This window comes from Bacteroides sp. DH3716P, from assembly GCF_025914115.1.
GTDB lineage: Bacteria > Bacteroidota > Bacteroidia > Bacteroidales > Bacteroidaceae > Bacteroides > Bacteroides ovatus.
Genome location: NZ_CP083673.1, coordinates 1870984 through 1887678, shown reverse-complemented (window position 1 = coordinate 1887678; position 16695 = coordinate 1870984). Strand labels below are relative to the sequence as shown.

The 16695-nt window shown below is 42.6% G+C and carries 19 protein-coding genes; 8 read left to right on the top strand and 11 right to left on the bottom strand.

Annotation, left to right across the window (positions count from 1 at the left end):
- Positions 1–27: 27 nt before the first annotated feature.
- A complete protein-coding gene (locus tag KQP79_RS06645) occupies positions 28–1224 on the bottom strand; it encodes a hypothetical protein (protein WP_004320669.1) in 1197 nt (398 codons plus the stop codon).
- 286 nt (positions 1225–1510) lie between these two features.
- On the opposite strand from KQP79_RS06645, the gene bla reads away from it, so the two are divergent.
- From bla to KQP79_RS06630, 3 genes are read left to right on the top strand one after another with little or no spacing between them, the layout of a single operon-like run.
- Complete coding sequence (gene bla / locus KQP79_RS06640) at positions 1511–2392, top strand: class A beta-lactamase, subclass A2 (protein WP_138343327.1); 882 nt, start codon at positions 1511–1513, stop codon at positions 2390–2392.
- A gap of 39 nt (positions 2393–2431) precedes the next feature.
- Positions 2432–3844 (top strand): GNAT family N-acetyltransferase, encoded by a 1413-nt coding sequence (locus tag KQP79_RS06635; protein WP_138343329.1) that lies wholly within the window; start codon positions 2432–2434, stop codon positions 3842–3844.
- A 21-nt stretch (positions 3845–3865) separates the two neighbouring features.
- Entirely contained in the window at positions 3866–4393 is a 528-nt protein-coding gene (locus tag KQP79_RS06630) for a hypothetical protein (RefSeq protein ID WP_008644374.1), read from the top strand.
- Between the two features lie 28 nt (positions 4394–4421).
- On the opposite strand, the gene KQP79_RS06625 is transcribed toward KQP79_RS06630, so the two are convergent.
- A complete protein-coding gene (locus tag KQP79_RS06625) occupies positions 4422–5096 on the bottom strand; it encodes a MarC family protein (RefSeq protein ID WP_004325103.1) in 675 nt (224 codons plus the stop codon).
- A 160-nt stretch (positions 5097–5256) separates the two neighbouring features.
- Here KQP79_RS06625 and KQP79_RS06620 point away from each other — a divergent pair, with 160 nt between their 5' ends.
- On the top strand, positions 5257–6237 hold the full coding sequence (locus KQP79_RS06620; RefSeq protein ID WP_004308262.1) for a linear amide C-N hydrolase: 981 nt from the start codon (positions 5257–5259) through the stop codon (positions 6235–6237).
- A gap of 115 nt (positions 6238–6352) precedes the next feature.
- Here KQP79_RS06620 and KQP79_RS06615 read toward each other — a convergent pair whose 3' ends face one another.
- The gene (locus KQP79_RS06615; RefSeq protein WP_004308264.1) at positions 6353–6817 is read right to left on the bottom strand and encodes a MaoC family dehydratase; all 465 of its coding nucleotides are present in this window, start codon (positions 6815–6817) and stop codon (positions 6353–6355) included.
- Positions 6818–6937: 120 nt separating this feature from the next.
- Entirely contained in the window at positions 6938–7465 is a 528-nt protein-coding gene (locus tag KQP79_RS06610) for an SGNH/GDSL hydrolase family protein (RefSeq protein ID WP_008644372.1), read from the bottom strand.
- 119 nt (positions 7466–7584) lie between these two features.
- Here KQP79_RS06610 and KQP79_RS06605 point away from each other — a divergent pair, with 119 nt between their 5' ends.
- On the top strand, positions 7585–9279 hold the full coding sequence (locus KQP79_RS06605; RefSeq protein ID WP_138343331.1) for an RluA family pseudouridine synthase: 1695 nt from the start codon (positions 7585–7587) through the stop codon (positions 9277–9279).
- A gap of 39 nt (positions 9280–9318) precedes the next feature.
- Here the strand turns inward: KQP79_RS06605 and KQP79_RS06600 are convergent, their stop codons facing one another.
- The 3 genes from KQP79_RS06600 to KQP79_RS06590 form a co-directional block, all read right to left on the bottom strand.
- Positions 9319–10692, bottom strand: coding sequence for an MATE family efflux transporter (locus KQP79_RS06600; RefSeq protein WP_138343333.1), 1374 nt, complete (start codon positions 10690–10692; stop codon positions 9319–9321).
- A gap of 123 nt (positions 10693–10815) precedes the next feature.
- Complete coding sequence (locus tag KQP79_RS06595) at positions 10816–11022, bottom strand: hypothetical protein (RefSeq protein ID WP_007750505.1); 207 nt, start codon at positions 11020–11022, stop codon at positions 10816–10818.
- A 78-nt stretch (positions 11023–11100) separates the two neighbouring features.
- Positions 11101–12606, bottom strand: a complete 1506-nt coding sequence (locus KQP79_RS06590; protein ID WP_004301980.1) for a TrkH family potassium uptake protein — start codon at positions 12604–12606, stop codon at positions 11101–11103.
- Positions 12607–12856: 250 nt separating this feature from the next.
- Between KQP79_RS06590 and KQP79_RS06585 the strand changes: the two genes are divergently transcribed.
- From KQP79_RS06585 to KQP79_RS06575, 3 genes are all read left to right on the top strand, one after another.
- On the top strand, positions 12857–13156 hold the full coding sequence (locus KQP79_RS06585) for a nitrous oxide-stimulated promoter family protein (protein WP_004304816.1): 300 nt from the start codon (positions 12857–12859) through the stop codon (positions 13154–13156).
- Positions 13157–13175: 19 nt separating this feature from the next.
- Entirely contained in the window at positions 13176–13907 is a 732-nt protein-coding gene (locus KQP79_RS06580) for an SDR family NAD(P)-dependent oxidoreductase (RefSeq protein ID WP_004308271.1), read from the top strand.
- A 118-nt stretch (positions 13908–14025) separates the two neighbouring features.
- Positions 14026–14295, top strand: a complete 270-nt coding sequence (locus KQP79_RS06575; protein ID WP_004320675.1) for a zinc ribbon domain-containing protein — start codon at positions 14026–14028, stop codon at positions 14293–14295.
- A gap of 56 nt (positions 14296–14351) precedes the next feature.
- Here KQP79_RS06575 and KQP79_RS06570 read toward each other — a convergent pair whose 3' ends face one another.
- The 4 genes from KQP79_RS06570 to KQP79_RS06555 form a co-directional block, all read right to left on the bottom strand.
- Positions 14352–14636 carry a virulence protein gene (locus tag KQP79_RS06570; protein ID WP_004301975.1) on the bottom strand — a complete coding sequence of 95 codons (285 nt, stop codon included), beginning with the start codon at positions 14634–14636 and terminating at the stop codon, positions 14352–14354.
- A complete protein-coding gene (locus tag KQP79_RS06565; RefSeq protein WP_004301974.1) occupies positions 14624–14842 on the bottom strand; it encodes a hypothetical protein in 219 nt (72 codons plus the stop codon). The genes KQP79_RS06570 and KQP79_RS06565 overlap by 13 nt, the downstream gene beginning before the upstream one ends.
- 58 nt (positions 14843–14900) lie before the next feature.
- Positions 14901–15167 (bottom strand): GNAT family N-acetyltransferase, encoded by a 267-nt coding sequence (locus KQP79_RS06560; RefSeq protein WP_004301973.1) that lies wholly within the window; start codon positions 15165–15167, stop codon positions 14901–14903.
- Positions 15168–15279: 112 nt separating this feature from the next.
- Positions 15280–16593, bottom strand: a complete 1314-nt coding sequence (locus KQP79_RS06555) for a TIGR01777 family oxidoreductase (RefSeq protein WP_004301972.1) — start codon at positions 16591–16593, stop codon at positions 15280–15282.
- Positions 16594–16695: the final 102 nt, after the last annotated feature.

Here is a 16695-nt window from a genome sequence, read left to right as displayed (position 1 = left end):
TCATCTGTTTTTAGTATTCAGCATACATTATTTGGCATATATTAAAGGGTATTCCACTTCGTCGGAGATTTCATAAGTATCCGTAAAGCGAAGTTCGTCGGCATACTGTGACGCCAGTTGGCAGAAAAAGATTAATTTCTCTCCACGTGTCACCTCTTTCCGGTAGCGATAGTTCATCACAAAAGAGAACAGATGGGTGCTGGACGCCATAAATGAATTATGCACCTCCTGCAAGTTTACGGTATCTATCATTTGCGACTGCCCATCCAGGTATCCTTCCGGAATGGCATCTGCCAGTTGTTTCATTCCTTTCGGAGAATTTCTCTGCCGCGCGACAAGTTTCTTCAAAATCTGAAAAGCCTCATCGGAAGTCCGTAGATTATCAATGGAAAGCTTGATGCGATAACCGACCTGCGGCTCCATCCAGACAGGATTTTTTTGTGCGGCAACAGAACGGATACTTGTATGTTCTTCCAACAAGAACTGGTCTTTCAAGTACTTCAACTTCTTTACTTTCTCAAAGATACGGTTCTGATAATCTATCAGATTCAGATAATGAATGATTTGTTTCTGGATTTCAATCAGATTATGATACGAGTCATTTAGCTGAAGTTTTACGTCACTTACTACATTCCGCATTTGTACGTCCATCGCCACCCGGAAGAAAACAGGCTGTCCGTAGTCTATCAATTCCTCACTTTTACGAATCAGCAGAGCAATATTATTCCGTTTCTCATCGAGGCGGACAAGTTTGGTCTTTTTTATCTTATAATTAGGTTCGTTCTTATAGGTATTATCCATGTTTCTTTTCAGATCCATCACATTGCGGACTGTAGTCAGAGCGATGTTTTTCAGGCAGCGTTTCACTTCACGCTGGTAGTTGTATTTACGTTGTTCGTTATTCTCTTTCAAGTAATAGTCAATGTTTTCATTCAGTCGTGTCAGGTAATCCTGCACGAAAGATACATTGATTTCTTCATTTACTTCGAGCACATCTTCAAAGAATTTCAGATAAATATCCTCCATTTCAAGGAAGTCGCCAGTGTCCCGGATGACTCCATAGTCTATCAGATAGCGGATACGCTCTTCTTTGTACTCCGTCATTTCAAGCGCATAATCATAACGGAACGAAAGAGATTTCCGTTTAGCAAACATTTCTTTCAAGAGTTCTTTCTCCCGGTCCAGACTTTTGACAAGTTCTTCTATAGAACGAAAAGTGCTCATATTAGTTTTGTCTTTTAATGGTGTGTTACTACTTCCAAATATTTACATAGTATATATTTCAGTAATAAGATATCACAAAAATAACATAAATGAAATAGTAAACCTAATTTCTGTATCAATATTTTTATTACTACAAAAATTAAGAAACTAACTCTACATATTCATTATACAACTATAAATTTCAAGTAAGAATTTGCAAAGGCAATTACTATTTATACCTTTGTGACTTCAACAGAAAATATGATTTCAATAGAGAATTAGTAACCCGTTAAAAGAGAAATTGATTATGCGTTCATTCATAGTATTTCTTTGTTTAGTCCCCACCCTCCTGTTTGCCCGACAAACTCAACTTGAGACACAGTTGAAAGAAGCCATCAAGGGAAAGAAGGCCGAAATAGGAATAGCCGTCATCATTGATGGGAAAGATACGATAACTGTCAATAATGATATTCACTATCCACTGATGAGCGTATTCAAGTTTCATCAGGCATTAGCATTGGCAGATTATATGGGAAAGCAGAAGCAATCGCTGGAAACCCGGTTACCTATTAAAAAATCGGATTTAAAGCCGGATACTTACAGTCCGCTACGGGATAAATATCCGCAGGGCGGAATTGAAATGAGTATTGCCGACCTGCTAAAATATACACTCCAACAGAGTGACAACAATGCCTGCGATATTCTTTTTGATTATCAGGGAGGTCCGGATGCCGTAAACAAGTATATCCATTCACAGGGAATTCGGGAATGTGCCATTGCCGGTACGGAAACTGCCATGCACGAAGACTTGAACCTATGTTATGAAAACTGGACTACTCCGTTAGCCGCAGCCGAATTAGTGGAAATATTCCGTAAGAAGCCATTGTTTCCCAACGTGTACAAAGACTTCATATTTCAAACAATGGTAGAATGTCAAACCGGACAAGACCGTCTGGTTGCTCCATTGCTCGACAAAAAAGTAACCGTAGGTCATAAAACCGGAACGGGAGATCTTAATGCGAAAGGACAACAAATCGGTTGTAATGACATCGGTTTCGTACTTTTGCCCGGTGGACGTACTTATAGTATAGCTGTCTTCGTGAAGGATTCTGAAGAAAATAATCAGGCGAACAGTAAAATTATCGCTGATATTTCCCGTATCGTTTACGAATATGTAATGCAGCATTAAGATAGAAACAAAGTAATAGAAATTAGAAAATTCATTTATATGAAACTACATCATATCGCTATCTGGACTTTTCGTCTGGAAGAACTAAAAGAGTTCTATGTCCGCTTCTTCGGAGGAAAAAGCAACGAAAAATATATCAATCCCAAGAAAGGATTCGAGTCCTATTTTATCTCTTTTGGAGAGGGAACAGACTTGGAACTGATGAGCCGTACAGATGTACAGAACACTCCCATTGAAGAAAACAGGGTTGGACTGACACACTTTGCTTTCACCTTCCCCAGCCAGGAAGAAGTATTACGCTTCACCGAACAAATGCGTTCGGAAGGATATACCATCGCCGGTAAACCGCGCACTTCGGGAGACGGATACTTTGAAAGTGTAGTCCTCGATCCTGACGGAAACCGGATTGAGTGCGTATATCGGAAAACAGCAAACGAATCGAAAAACAAAGCAAGACAGAAAACTGACATAGAAAATATTCCCCCCGTGACGCTCCATACAGAACGTTTATTTCTCCGCCCTTTCGAAGAAAGAGATGCAGAAACATTTTTCGCTTGCTGCCAGAACCCGAATCTGGGAAACAATGCTGGATGGCCGCCCCATCGCACATTGGATGAATCCCGCCGGATACTTCATTCCACATTTATCAATCAGGAGGGGATATGGGCAGTGATACTAAAAGATACAAAACAGCTAATCGGTTCCGTAGGAATTATCCCCGATCCTAAACGCGAAAATCCGCAAGTGAGAATGTTGGGTTACTGGCTCGACGAATCTTATTGGGGCAAAGGATACATGACCGAAGCAGTGCAGGATGTCCTCAACTATGGCTTTGAAGAATTGCGGCTTAGCCTCATCACAGCTACCTGTTATCCGCACAATAAACGTTCGCAGAAAGTACTGAAAAAGAACGGTTTCATCTATGAAGGTACACTTCATCAGGCAGAACTGACTTACAACGGAAACATCTACGACCACCAGTGCTACTACCTGCCCGGCATCTCCCAACCTACTCCGGAAGACTATGATGAAATCCTCCATGTATGGGAAATGTCCGTTCGCCACACGCATGATTTCCTGACGGAAGAGCATATCCAATTTTATAAACCACTGGTGCGGAAGCATTATCTACCCGCTGTTGAACTTTTTGTCATCCGGAATGCCAACGGAAAGATTGCCGCCTTCATGGGATTGAGCGACGAACTGATCGAAATGTTATTCGTACACCCCGACGAACAGGGAAAAGGATATGGCAAACGATTAATGGAATATGCAAGAGACAAAAAACATATGGATAAGGTGGACGTAAACGAGCAGAATGAAAAAGCACTTCAGTTCTATCTCCATTTGGGATTCCAAGTCATCGGCAGAGATGAAACGGACAGCATGGGTAAACCTTTCCCCATTCTTCATTTGCAACTGCCGGAAGCTGATTCCACTAATAGAGATTAATTTCCCAAAAACGAAAGAAACATGAACTTACGTGCCAGATTATCCGAACGTGTACACATTGAAGATATCAGAGAAGTACTCCATTTCATACAGGACGACGAGCGTCTTAGAGAAGAAGTCTACCAGCTGATATTCGACAAAGACCACATTGTTTCCTATCAGGCATTGTGGGTATGTAGTCATTTCTCCAAGGCAGATGTAGAATGGTTGAGCCGGAAACAAGAAGAATTGATTGACGCTGCCATGACCTGCCCACACTCGGGAAAACGGAGAATGATCCTGAACCTGATATGCCAGCAACCTGCCGCCGATCCGCCACGAGTGGATTTCCTTGATTTCTGCATGGAACGCATGATATCCCGCGAGGAACCACCGGGCGTGCAATCGCTCTGCATGAAACTGGCTTATCAACTGACACGTTCCATCCCGGAACTGCAACAGGAATTACGCACAATACTGGAAATCATGGAGCCCGACTTACTGGTTCCCGCTATCCGTTCCGTACGAAAAAACACCCTGAAAGCCATGAAAGCAAAGAAAAACAGATAATTTCTATCGCTTTTATCTCACCGTTCAATTAGAGTATATTCAGATGGAATATCTGGGATATACCCGTCACCGAAATCTGAATACCGATGCAGAAAGTGAAAAAAGCAACAAGCTTATTAATAATTTGATTTCCCACCGGTCCCAACCTCTGAATAAACCTCTGTCCTTGTGAAAGGAATACATAAAAGATGGCCGCCATACAAATAATGACAAGCGCAATGACCAAATAATTAATCCCAGTTTGCAACAATTTGCCTTTAACACTGGCAGACGCCATCAAAGTAAAGATAACCGATATACTGCCCGGCCCGATACTGATAGGAAACGTGATGGGATAAAATATCTTCTGCTCGATGTTTTTCCATCTGAAGCCGTCTACATTCTTACTGGTTTCTTCTTTATCAGACGAACCCGAATCGCCCAACAGCTCCATTGCCGTTTTACAAATCAGCATTCCACCTCCCAACTGAATAACAGGAATAGCCAAACCGAAAATCAATAGAAACAGATGCCCTATCACCAATGTCCCTACACCGATCATTATAAAATTGAGCGTCAGCTTCTGAATAGCTGCTTTCCGTTGTTGAGGATCGAGGTCTGTAAAGAATCCATTGACGACAAAACCATTCCCCAAAGGATTTATCACCGGAAACAGCGCCATAAACGATGACGAAAATATGATGAGAAGATTACTTAATGACATAATACCTGTTTTTTGATACTTTATTAATATCTGATATGTATCTAAAACATAAATGAAACGTTATTGTTTTGAGAATATGCTTTTGCGAGATGAATCCGCATCGGGGTTGAATACCTCGTGAAAGCAGCTTATAATAAACCTTTAACTAGAAATTAAAATTATGTGTACAAGAGTCGTTTATTCGGGAAAAAATGGAATGGTGGTAACCGGCCGGTCTATGGACTGGAAAACAGAAATGCACAGCAATCTTTGGGTATTTCCCAAAGGTATGGAAAGAAATGGAGAAACGGGAGCCAACTCCCTGCAATGGACGTCCAAGTATGGCAGCGTGGTGACTTCGGCTTTCGAGATTGCCAGTACAGACGGGATGAATGAAAAAGGGTTGGTTGCCAATCTGTTATGGTTGCCCGAAACGGAGTATCCGGTCAGAGATCAAAGTAAACCGGGACTTGCCATTACTGCATGGGTGCAATATATGCTGGATAACTTCGCCACCGTAGACGAGGCTGTCGCTTTCATTGATGAAAACACTTTCCAAGTGGTATCGGACCTGATGCCGGATGGTTCCCGCCTGGCAACCTTGCATTTATCTATTTCCGACGCAACGGGCGATTGTGCGATATTCGAATATACGGGTGGAAAGCTGACTGTTTACCACAGCAAGGAATACAAAGTGATGACCAACTCCCCAACCTACAACAAGCAACTGGCACTGAACGAGTACTGGAAATCAATAGGCGGATTGAGTTTCCTGCCCGGAACCAACCGTCCATCCGACCGTTTTGCAAGAGCCAGTTTTTATATCAATGCCCTGCCCCAAACAGATGATGTGAGAATAGCCATAGCAAGCGTATTCAGCGTTATCCGAAACACTTCTGTTCCTTATGGCATCTCTACTCCCGAATTTCCGGAGATTTCCACCACACAATGGAGAACGGTATCGGATAGTAAGAATTTGCTCTACTTCTTCGAATCAAGTCTGACACCTAATACATTCTGGGTAAACTTACGGGAAACAGACTTGTCAGAAGGAGCTCCGGTACTCAAATTATCTATCGCCAACGGTGAAACTTATCATGGAAATGCAACGAAAGAGTTTAAACCGGCACAGCCGTTCAGATTTATGGGAGTAAAAGGATAAAATTATCCCCGGAAACGATCCATCTGAAGCACATCCCAAAAGTTTTTGTATCTAACTTTTGAGACGTATTTCGATCATTTCCGGGGATAAAATCTGTTTCTTTAACAGCTTGCCATTAATTGAAATAATAAAGGAATACAGCAATTCCTTCCAGCGCCTTCTTTGGTTGGTCTTTTATTTCGATAGCAAACTTGATTTCCGCTTTTGCCACACCACGCAGATTAGTCAGCGAGTGCAAAGTAGTCACCAGACGGATGCTCTGTCCTGACAATACAGCCTGACCGAATTTCATTTTGTCCATACCGTAGTTAATCATCATTTTCAGGTTATTCACCTGGATAATCTGATTCCACAAATAAGGAAGCATAGACAATGTCAGGTAGCCATGAGCAATCGTGCTATGATAAGGGCTATCTACTTTCGCACGTTCCGTATCTACATGAATCCATTGATGATCCAGCGTTGCATCAGCAAAAAGATTGATACGTTCCTGCGAGAGTTCCACATAATCGGAAACACCTATCTGTTGGCCTACTAGTTTTTCGAATTCTTCGTACGAATTGATAATTACTTTTTCCATAAGTCTTATCGTTTTTATGGGGGTTATTTACTATTAAATTGGGGACAAAAATAGGAAAAATAAACTGATATGCCACCAAATTTATAAATAAAAGCAAGGAATGAAGTATTTAGGTATGTTTTACAAACTGGAAGCCTGTTTCAGTGCTTCTGTCAGAATACTGTACCCCTTACCATTCAAATGTAAATCGTCGAGAGTCAACTCCGGATTCAGCCTGCCATCCTGCAATAAACGATTGAATACGTCCAGATAGACAATATCTGTTCCCTGCAATTTTTCGTGTATCTTCCGGTTAAGGATCTGGATAAATTTATTCACAGCCGTACTGTAATCATCATAATCATTACGCGGAAAAATACAGAAAAGATATGTTTTCAGTGAAGGGACGGCAAGAACCGCTTTTACATAACGCTCTACATATTCATCTATATTTTCATCGTTCAACTGATAAATATCATTGGTTCCGAATTGAACAACGACCTGGCAATCGGAAGTGTCTACCGCAAAAGACTCCACATAGGCCAGCCCTTCACCGGGAGCACCATAGTTCAGACATTCCCATTGTGGGAAATAGATATCCAGTGCCCAAAAAGCCATGTGACTGTTGCCAAGAAAGGCAAATTTTGGTTTTTCTTCTATCCTATCCATACAATTTCATTCAAACGTCCACGTTATCTCACTCAAACTCTCAAACAAATATAGAATAAAATTCGCGGATTTACGTTACTTTTGCAAAGGTAATCACATTCATTCATATATATAAACCGATGATACATTTTTTCAAGAAACCCGTTTCTTACCTTGCGTTGCCGGAAAAATTCACTTATCCTTTCCATTATACACCCCATCCATTGTGTGTGTTGGCTGCGGAAGAAGTGAAAGCATATATTGCAAGCCGGAAAGAATGGCAAGAGGAATTGGCTTCCGGAAAGATGTTTGGAGTGTTGATTGTGCAAACGGACAACGGAATAACAAACAACGAAGAAAATCAGATTGGTTATCTTGCAGCTTTCTCCGGCAATCTGGCCGGAAAGAATCTGCATCCTTATTTCGTTCCTCCTGTTTATGACCTATTACAACCGGAGGGATTCTTCAAAATCGAAGAAGAACAGATTTCTGCCATTAATATCCGTATTCGTGAATTGGAAAACAGTAGTTCTTATCTCGGTTCAAAAGAGAAATGGAAGATAGAAACGGAACAGGCTAAAGCTGTTTTGAATCAAGCAAAAGCGGAGCTTAAAATGGCAAAGGAGGCGAGAGAGATTCGCCGCCAGTCATCTCCGGAGCTTTCCGAAGAAGAACAAGCCTCCCTGATTCGGGAAAGCCAATACCAAAAGGCGGAATACAAACGACTGGAAAAGGAATGGAAGAAACGATTGGAAGAGCTCGAAACGGAAGTCAGGCACTTCGATATTGAAATAGAACGACTGAAAACCGAACGAAAAGAACGTTCGGCAGCTTTACAAAGAAAATTATTCGAGCAGTTCCGGATGCTAAACGCCCAAGGAGAGGTGAAAGACTTATATACTATTTTTGAGCAAACGGTTCAGAAAGTTCCTCCTGCCGGTGCGGGTGAATGTGCTTTGCCTAAGTTATTGCAATATGCGTATCTTCATCAATTAAAGCCATTGGCTATGGCTGAATTCTGGTGGGGCGACTCTCCTAAAAACGAAATCCGGCATCACGGATATTATTATCCTTCCTGCAAAGGGAAATGCGAACCGATTCTGCAACACATGCTGCAAGGATTGGAGATAGACGAAAATCCACTGCTGAATCCTGTTCATGAAGAGGAAGAACTAGAAATCGTGTTTGAGGATGAATGGTTACTGGTAGTCAATAAACCGGCAGGGATGTTGTCCGTTCCGGGAAAAGCAGAGGACAGAGATTCAGTCTATCATCGTTTGAAGAAAAAATATCCCGAAGCTACCGGTCCTATGATTGTACACCGGCTCGATATGGCTACTTCAGGATTATTACTCGTTGCCAAAACAAAAAAGGTACATCAGGATTTACAGGCACAATTCGCAAACAGAAGTATCAAGAAACGCTATGTGGCTGTGCTGGATGGAATAGTACTATCAGAAAGAACAGGAAGGATCGAACTCCCTCTCTGTTTAAATCCCCTCGACCGTCCCCGACAAATCGTTAGTAAAGAATACGGAAAAGAGGCGATTACAGAATACAAGATTATCAGTGAATCAGAAAAGATCATTGATGAATCAGAAAGGAGTATCAATGAGCCAAGAAAATACACCCGGATTGTCTTCTATCCGTTGACCGGACGCACACATCAGTTACGAGTACACGCCGCCCATCCGGAAGGCTTGGGATGCCCCATACTTGGAGACGAACTCTACGGAAAGAAAGCAGACAGACTATACCTCCATGCCGAATATATAGAGTTTCGCCATCCCATATACGGAGACATTTTCCGTATACAGAAAAAGGCCGATTTCTAAATTCAAACAAAGAAATATTCCTAGCCTGAAAAAAGACAATTATGCAACAGTCTGCTGTACAGTCGAATTCGTAAATACCTGCTTCTTCAACCTGCGATAAACGTAAATAAAGGCCGGCACGAGGAATAAGTCTGCCGCTATCCAAGCCATCGGATCACCGTAGCAGACAGCAATAAAACCGAATACCGGTACGGCATAGAGACTGACAAGAATACGAGCAATCATCTCCGCCACTCCGGAGAACATGGCAAGATTGGTAAAGCCTACTCCCTGAATGGTATAACGCAAGATACACAACAAACCAAGCATCGGGAAGAACATACAGGAGATATGCAGGAATAACTCGGTATCCAACAGAATTTCCGTTTCCGACGGATCTACAAAGATCAATGCAAAATATTTAGCTCCCACCATCAGAAGAACGAATGTAAATGCCGCATAAACGATCATCATCAAAGCACTCGCCTTAATTCCCAACCAGACACGCTCCGGTTTTCCTGCCCCATAATTCTGTCCGCTATACGTAGCCATCGCAATTCCCAGACTCTCGAACGTGCAGATAAAGAACATCTTGATGCGCATAGCAGACGTAAAAGCTGCCACACACGCTGTTCCCAATGCATTATTCGCACTCTGAAGCATGATGCTGCCGATAGCCGTGATAGAAAACTGCAATCCCATAGGCACACCAATGTAAAGCAGTGTCTTAGCCAGTTTCGACTGGAACCGGCGTTCTTTCGGAGTACCTTGCAATATTTCAAACTTCCGGTACATATAAATGTAGCAGAGAACAGCCGACAATCCTTGCGAAAAGACAGTAGCAATAGCAGCTCCCGCCACTCCCCAGCCAAGTACCAAAATACAGAACAAATCAAGAATGATATTCAGAACAGCCGCAAACAGCAGAAACCAAAAAGGCGTCTTACTGTCTCCCAACGCACGGATAATGCTCGAAAGAAGATTATAGAAGAAAGTACACGGCACACCAATAAACGTGACAAGCAAATAAGCATACGCCCCTTCGAAAATATTCTCCGGCGTACGCATGATCCGAAGAATATCCTCACATAAAATACAGGTGAGAAGAGCAATCACCACAGACATTCCCGCAGCCAGTTTCAGACTAACGGCCACATAACTGCGCATCGTACTGTAATCCCGCGCCCCAAACTTCTGCGCAACGGGTATTCCGAAACCTCCGCAACATCCATTGCAGAACCCGAGAATAAGAAACACCACCGATGTGCTAGCTCCAACAGAAGCTAACGCGTTAATTCCTAAAAACTTTCCTACAATTGCAGCATCAACAAGCGAATACGTTTGTTGCAACAGATTGCCGAGTAAAAGCGGCAGCGTAAACTTTAAAATGAGAGGTAATGCCGGCCCTGCCGTCATTTCTTTAGAAGTTGCCATACGTCTATGTTCTAAAATCGGATGCAAAGATACGGAAAATTCAATGAATTAGTTCTTGATTTGCGTTCCTCTTTTAGTTGACATAAATCAAAAAAATCAGTATGAGAGCATGAGTCTCCCGGTCTATCGTTTCACCAACCGTTTAGGTGAACCATGCCACGAGCATCCCAGGCAGAAGACTTCTGTCAAATCGAACCCCTCCATCGAATCTTCCGGATATTTGGGAACAACTTCACCATCTTCGAGCACATAAACCAGCAGCCTGTCACCCTGTTCATTCTTCACATACATAGCTGCAATCTTGCATTGCGGACACAATAACTTTTTCATGCTGCAAAGATACAGATTGTTTCCGTCAACCACAAACCCTTCCAACGATGTTTCAGAAGCCCGTTCATGATTTACAGTTTATCTATTCTTCCAGAATCCCGGATAAAACAACAGGAGTACACTAAACAATTCCAGACGTCCCACCAGCATCAGAAAAGAAAGTATCCACTTTGCCAGATCAGGTAAAGAATTCCACGAATATGCAGGCCCGCAAGTTCCCAATCCCGGACCGACATTGCCTATACTCGAAATAACCGTACTGACGGACTCGGAAAAGCCAACTCCCAAAAACAAAAGAGCCGTCCACCCAATCAGGATCAGAACCAGATAAAAAGCAAAGAAAATCAATACGGTAGTTACGATAGAAGAAGACACCGTCTGCTTATTGATACGTACGGGAAGCACGGCATTCGGGTGGAGCAGATGTTTGAACTCATTCCGGATGGCACGCGCCACAATCAGCAACCGCATATTCTTGATACCTCCACTGGTAGAACCCGTACACCCTCCCGAAAGCATCGCAATGAACAACAGTAACCACGTGAAAGGAGGCCACATATTATAATCATCCGTAGCAAAACCGCAGGAAGTATGCACCGTAGACACCTGGAACAATGCTTTCCGGAAAGCCAGTTCCCAGTCATAATGATTTTGAAAGACGAGCGCCAACGTGATAAGAAAAGTCAAGATACCCACTGACGCCAGAAACCAGTGTAACTCTTCATCTTTGAATAAACGACCGACTTTTCCTTTCAAACACATCAGAAACAAAGAGAAGTTGATACTGGAAACAATCATAAAGATAGCCACCACATATTCTATATACGGAGAATTCCAGTAAGATATACTGTTCTGCTTGGTAGAATATCCGCCCGTAGCAGTAGTGGCAAACGACTGGCAAATGGCATCAAACAAGCTCATGCCCCCAAACATCAATAAGACAGTTTCCGAAACTGTCAATACCAGATAAATTGTCCACAACCACTTGGCCATGACATTGATTTTCGGATGGGTACGGTCGTGCGTCACTCCCGTAGATTCAGCAGAGAAGAGTTGCACTCCTCCCGTGGTAAAGATAGGAAGAATGGCAATCGTGAAAAACACAATCCCCAAACCACCGATCCACTGCGTCAGGCTTCGCCAGAAAAGCATACCGTGGGAAAGGGATTCAATATCATCGAGAATAGTAGCTCCTGTAGTGGTAAACCCGGACATGGTTTCGAAAAAGGCATTGGTTATCGTATCAATGCTTCCGCTAAAATAAAAAGGAAGCATGCCGAAAAAGGTAAAAAACACCCATGAAAGAGTGACCACACAATATCCGTCTCTCCGGCTCATCTTATTCTCCGCTCCCCGTCCGTAGAGCAGTAACAATCCGCCTACCACAGCATTGATGATACAGGTGTAAAGAAAGTATTTATAATCACTTTCCCCGTAACCAGCCGACACTCCGGCACAAAGTAAGAACATCCCCAATTCGATAAATAGCAACATACCCAACACGCGCCCTATCATCTTCCGGTTAATCATGCTATTATTCTTACTCCGAATATACAGACTGTTATCTGAAATGTACTCTTCCATAACTCATGAATCATTTTGTATGTTCCCCTCATAGCCAAGAGTATGCCAAAATGAAAAGGATTCTGATAATTAGCTTGTAATCAATGCAATATTTTTTTCATTTTGAATAAGTAATCTCTAAATACCCTACCAAAATGAAAGGGTGCTTTTCAAAATAGAAAAAAGAAGAAGGTGTATTTTAACAGAATACGCCTGCATTTCTGCATAATCTTCGCTATCTTTGTCATTCCAAAGTGTAAAAAAGAAAGAGATGAAAGCATCACGCATTGCGCACGAAAAGAAAACGGTAGAGTTGATGATCCGCCTCTATTGCCGGAAAAAAGAAAAAAATACAATTCTTTGTGCCGACTGTGAAGAGTTGCTCCGCTATGCCCACGCACGTCTCGACCATTGTCCGTTTGGAGAGAAGAAGAGTGCATGCAAGGAATGCACCGTACATTGTTACAAACCCGTCATGCGCGAACGAATGCGACAGGTGATGCGTTTCTCCGGACCGAGGATGTTGCTTTATGCACCCTGGCAGGCCATACGACATTTATTGAACCTATAACTTACTAAAAAAATCAGTAATGAAAAAAGCCATTATCATTGGCGCTACCTCCGGCATCGGACAAGAAGTTGCAAAATGTCTGTTACTGGATGGATGGCAAATCGGAGTAGCCGGCAGACGGCAATCTGCTCTCGAAAACCTACAACGGGCAGCACCGGATCAGATTCAAATTCAAACGTTGGACGTAACCCAGGAAGATGCAGGCGAGAAATTGAATATGCTCATCGACAAGGTGGGCGGCATGGATTTGTTTCTTCTTAGCTCGGGCATCGGTTTCCAGAATACGAATCTGAACATGGAGGTGGAGCTGAACACAGCATACACGAATGTAGAGGGATTTATCCGCATGGTGGATACCGCTTTCATCTATTTCAGGAAAAGCGGAGGCGGCCACCTGGCAGTCATCAGCTCCATCGCGGGAACGAAAGGACTTGGAGTGGCTCCTGCCTACTCTGCCACCAAACGCTTCCAGAACACTTACATAGATGCTCTCGAACAACTTTCATATTTACAAAAACTGAATATCCGTTTTACTGATATCCGTCCCGGATTTGTTGCCACCGACTTGCTCAACGACGGGAAACATTATCCGCTATTGATGGATGCAGCGAAAGTGGGACGTCACATCGCCTGGTCACTGGAGCGGAAACAACGGATAGTAGTGATCGACTGGCGCTACCGGATACTGGTCTTTTTCTGGAAAATGATTCCCCGTTGGATGTGGAAACGGCTGCCCGTGAAAACCAATTAACACCAAAAGCAAACCAGGAAAGAAATAAATGAATAAATAGCAAGACCGGATTACTTCTTTTCCAATATTTTTACTTACATTTGTCTTGTAACATAAACTTATAATCTAACAAAAAAAGATGGAACAAAAATTTTGTCAAAGTTGCGGTATGCCGATAGACGACTCAACTTTTGGAAAAGAAACGGACGGTAGCAAGAACGAAGATTATTGCCACTATTGCTATGCGGACGGACATTTCACGAAAGAGTGTACCATGGACGAGATGATCGAGCTTAATCTGAATTATCTGGATGAGTTCAATAAAGACTCGGAAGTGAAATACACAGTGGAGGAAGCACGGAAAACGATGAAGGAGTACTTTCCACAGTTGAAGAGGTGGAAACAGTAATTGAGAAATAAAAGGAGCTTTCAGGCATGAATACATATTCAGACCTGAAAGCTTATCTACTTATTTTCTTTTATAAAATCCGTAAAGTTCGACCAGTCTTCTACACGAAACGCACGAAGATCACGAACTGACGCCTGAAACCAAGGAATACGTTTCAATGCGTCAATTGCACGAAAAAGATTTGCCATATCAGTTTTCTCTGTTAGATATACACTACCCTGCGTATTATAAAACTCATACTGACGCAACACTTTATTTATTTCAAAATAGGCATTGTTATAAGGCTCTCCATAATTGGCACGTAGGTCTGTAATGACCATATCAAAGGCTATTGCATACATACATTATCCTCATTTACAGGAATAAAATATTTCTGCTCACCAAAGAAAATACGGTTAAATTTATCACGAATCGCTATAACTAAGCCTTTGAACGGATTATGTTCAATATCAATTACTGTACCCTCTATCCATTCATCGAGTCCCGTTAATCTAGGATCCACTTTTACCTTTTCACCTTCTTTTATCATAACACTATTTTTCTTCATTGATTTCCAATTACAAAGATAATATTATTTCCTTTTCCGACGAATCAAAAGCGAGTATTTAACCATTTATTTCCGGGTGTCTTTCCAACCACTTCACTGCATAAGAGCACGTTGCTTTCGGCTTCATCCCGTTAGCTAATGCATAGGCGTAAGCAGCTTTTACCAAAGCAGCGGCAATCCCCCGCCCTTCAATGGGTTGTGGCACAATTGTGTGGATAATATCAAGAGAATCACCTATCAGGCGATATTGTACAAAGGCGGTGCGACCGTCTACTTCTGTCTTGAACAATTTTTGTTCGGGCTGATGAATAATTTCGTAATCCATAATTTCTGTTGTTTTAAAGTTGGTTTATCGTCCGTTAAATACTTTCGCTAAACAATCTTATATTATTTATTAGGTGCGGATTGCATAAACTGATATATGTATATGCCTGCGATCAGAGTTGCTCGATCCACTTCAACTGGCTCGTATCGTATCCACGACGTTCGGCAGCGGTGACGAGTTTCTTCTTGATTTCTTCCGGCAGTTGGGGTGTACGGCTTAGTATCCAGAGATATTTATCAGTACTGCTGCCTACCAGGGCATAATTGTAATTCTCTTCATCCAGTTCCAAGACATAATAATCAGAATAGAAACTAAGGAAGAAAGACACTTTCAGTTTGCCCGGCTGTGTGGGATCGGGTATTTTGGCGTGTCCGTTGGCAGTCTTGCAGATGTCGTAAGGAGAATTACGTTTGCATCCCCGGTTCTCCACACGAATCATGCCGTCGGGACGGAGCGTGTAAGTAGCCGTGACGTCTACAAGTCCGTATTCAAAACGATTCTCGTAGCGGGCTATTTCATACCAAAGTCCCATATACCGGTGCAAATCGAGAGAGGTAACCGTACTATGGTCCGTACCTCTGAAAAGACGTCCGACATTGGGAATGGAGAAATGAAATCCCGCCTCCGTAAGACGCGTTGAGCGAACTCTCTGGCCAGCAGTCAGGAAAGATGCCGCTTCACCATATAAGATACGGAAAATTCGTTGCGGAGCTACCATCGTTGTCCATGCCCGATAAGCCTTTCCCATCGCACGGGTGAAAGCATATTGCGAGATCTGCTGCGGAGCAACCAGGTTATATACCCCATGTGTCTCTTCGTGAGTGATAAAGAACTCCATTGCACGGCAAAGATCCCGTATCGATATCCACGGAAAAACCTGTGTACCGGGACCGATGGCGGTGGCTATCTTGGTGGCTTGCAAAGGGCGAAGCATCTGCTGCATCGCTCCCCCGTCCGGAGAAAGCACTACGCCGAAGCGTGTAATAACGAGCCTTGTAGGTTCGGGACAGTGTTTCGCCTCTTTTTCCCACGCATAGCAAAGATCGGACAGAAAACCTTCTCCACGGGTACGGGTATATTCGTCCACCTCCGCTTCCGAAGGATAATAACCTACGGCAGAAGCCGAAATCATCAGTTTCGGTTTCGTTTTGACTGCGTTCAAAGCGCGGATAATACGATTGGTTACAACAATACGACTGTTGAAAAGCTCCTGTTTATATTCCGGTGTCCAACGTTTATTGATAGGTGCACCTGCCAGGTTGATGACAACATCACAATGGGTCAGTGTCTGAATCAAATAACCGGACATACCTTCGCGAAACATCGACCTTCCTAGAGGAATGATCCGATGTCCGCCCTTTTCTGTAAGATAATTAGAAAGATGTTTACCTATATATCCGGTAGCTCCGGTCATTGCTATATTCATCTTGATTCGTTGTTTATTTTAACTCTATTAGAAAAACGTATAAAATGCAAGAAAAGTTCTTTGAAAAAAGCAAAATGAGGTTATCTTTGCAAGATAGACGTA

Excerpts from the sequence above, each read along its gene's own strand:
- KQP79_RS06645 (WP_004320669.1), bottom strand. The coding sequence starts at position 1,224 with ATGAGCACTTTTCGTTCTATAGAAGAACTTGTCAAAAGTCTGGACCGG.
- bla (WP_138343327.1), top strand. The coding sequence starts at position 1,511 with ATGCGTTCATTCATAGTATTTCTTTGTTTAGTCCCCACCCTCCTGTTT.
- KQP79_RS06635 (WP_138343329.1), top strand. The coding sequence starts at position 2,432 with ATGAAACTACATCATATCGCTATCTGGACTTTTCGTCTGGAAGAACTA.
- KQP79_RS06630 (WP_008644374.1), top strand. The coding sequence starts at position 3,866 with ATGAACTTACGTGCCAGATTATCCGAACGTGTACACATTGAAGATATC.
- KQP79_RS06625 (WP_004325103.1), bottom strand. The coding sequence starts at position 5,096 with ATGTCATTAAGTAATCTTCTCATCATATTTTCGTCATCGTTTATGGCG.
- KQP79_RS06620 (WP_004308262.1), top strand. The coding sequence starts at position 5,257 with ATGTGTACAAGAGTCGTTTATTCGGGAAAAAATGGAATGGTGGTAACC.
- KQP79_RS06615 (WP_004308264.1), bottom strand. The coding sequence starts at position 6,817 with ATGGAAAAAGTAATTATCAATTCGTACGAAGAATTCGAAAAACTAGTA.
- KQP79_RS06610 (WP_008644372.1), bottom strand. The coding sequence starts at position 7,465 with ATGGATAGGATAGAAGAAAAACCAAAATTTGCCTTTCTTGGCAACAGT.
- KQP79_RS06605 (WP_138343331.1), top strand. The coding sequence starts at position 7,585 with ATGATACATTTTTTCAAGAAACCCGTTTCTTACCTTGCGTTGCCGGAA.
- KQP79_RS06600 (WP_138343333.1), bottom strand. The coding sequence starts at position 10,692 with ATGGCAACTTCTAAAGAAATGACGGCAGGGCCGGCATTACCTCTCATT.
- KQP79_RS06595 (WP_007750505.1), bottom strand. The coding sequence starts at position 11,022 with ATGAAAAAGTTATTGTGTCCGCAATGCAAGATTGCAGCTATGTATGTG.
- KQP79_RS06590 (WP_004301980.1), bottom strand. The coding sequence starts at position 12,606 with ATGGAAGAGTACATTTCAGATAACAGTCTGTATATTCGGAGTAAGAAT.
- KQP79_RS06585 (WP_004304816.1), top strand. The coding sequence starts at position 12,857 with ATGAAAGCATCACGCATTGCGCACGAAAAGAAAACGGTAGAGTTGATG.
- KQP79_RS06580 (WP_004308271.1), top strand. The coding sequence starts at position 13,176 with ATGAAAAAAGCCATTATCATTGGCGCTACCTCCGGCATCGGACAAGAA.
- KQP79_RS06575 (WP_004320675.1), top strand. The coding sequence starts at position 14,026 with ATGGAACAAAAATTTTGTCAAAGTTGCGGTATGCCGATAGACGACTCA.
- KQP79_RS06570 (WP_004301975.1), bottom strand. The coding sequence starts at position 14,636 with ATGTATGCAATAGCCTTTGATATGGTCATTACAGACCTACGTGCCAAT.
- KQP79_RS06565 (WP_004301974.1), bottom strand. The coding sequence starts at position 14,842 with ATGAAGAAAAATAGTGTTATGATAAAAGAAGGTGAAAAGGTAAAAGTG.
- KQP79_RS06560 (WP_004301973.1), bottom strand. The coding sequence starts at position 15,167 with ATGGATTACGAAATTATTCATCAGCCCGAACAAAAATTGTTCAAGACA.
- KQP79_RS06555 (WP_004301972.1), bottom strand. The coding sequence starts at position 16,593 with ATGAATATAGCAATGACCGGAGCTACCGGATATATAGGTAAACATCTT.